Source organism: Flavobacterium magnesitis, assembly GCF_041729735.1.
In the GTDB taxonomy this organism is placed as follows: Bacteria; Bacteroidota; Bacteroidia; order Flavobacteriales; family Flavobacteriaceae; genus Flavobacterium; species Flavobacterium magnesitis.
In genome coordinates this window covers 1-1065 of sequence record NZ_JBCFQK010000049.1, presented here as the reverse complement: position 1 = coordinate 1065, position 1065 = coordinate 1, and the positions used below count along the sequence as shown (strand labels likewise).

Genomic DNA, 1065 nt, shown 5'->3' with positions numbered 1-1065 from the left:
CCTTAAATCCGCATGTTTATATTAAAATAAACCGCAAATATTTGATTTCAAATACTTTGCGGTTATAGTATTTTCACCTAAATTGGTGTTGCAACAAATACCGTAATGAAAGTACTAAATTCTTCAGAAATAAGTCCATTTGGAGGCTTAAATTTTGTTTTAAAAGAGTTTGACACTCTTAATATATCGAATCTTCTTAACGAAAACCTACCTTGCTTACCACATCAATCTAAATATAAATGGAAAGACATTTTATATTCTTTTTGGAGCATTTATTTCTGTGGAGGTGATTGTATTGAAGATTTGTCAGGGAATTTTAATCAACATTTAAAAGGGAATCCATTTCTAAAAGTACCTAGTCCAGACAGGGTATTGGAACGTTTCAAAAAACTCTCCTTACCTAAAGAAAATTTTACGGTTCCTAGAGGTGTTAGTAATCATGAATTTAGTCTACATGAGCCTTTGAACAATCTTAATCTTCAAATTTTGAAGCTACTAAAATTTGAAGCTAACGAAAAACTTACTTTAGATTACGATAACACCTTGATTTTTAACAACAAATCGGATAGTCGTTGGAGTTATAAAAATAGAAGTGGTTACTGTCCTGGAGTTGGGATAATAGGGAAAAAGATTGTCTATATCGAGAATAGAAATGGTAATAGTGATGCTAAAACTTTGCAAAATGAAACTTTAAGCAGAATGTTTTCTCTACTTAACAAACAAAATATCAAAATACATTCGTTTAGAGCTGATGGTGCTTCATATCAGATGAATGTATTAGATGTTGTAAGTAAAAATGTTGAAAAATTATACATGAGAGCTTGCATGAGTGATGCTTTAGCTAGAGAAATCGCCAATATTGATAATTGGGAAGAAGTGAATTTAGGAACAGAAATAGGTTACAGAGGAGATATTATATTTACTCCATTTATTAGGACTGCAAAAAGAGGCAAAACACTTGACCAATTAAAACCATACCGCCTTGTTGTTACAAAAACAGAAAGAGGAGATAAACAAATCGATTTATTCACTAACGAAGCTTGCAATTATTCGGCTATTATTACC

General features: G+C 31.2%; 1 protein-coding gene. It reads left to right on the top strand.

The genetic code is table 11. The features are described 5' to 3' along the window. Positions 1 to 105: 105 nt before the first annotated feature. On the top strand, positions 106 to 1065 hold a 960-nt coding region (locus AAGV33_RS16320), incomplete at its 3' end, for a hypothetical protein (protein WP_373393437.1).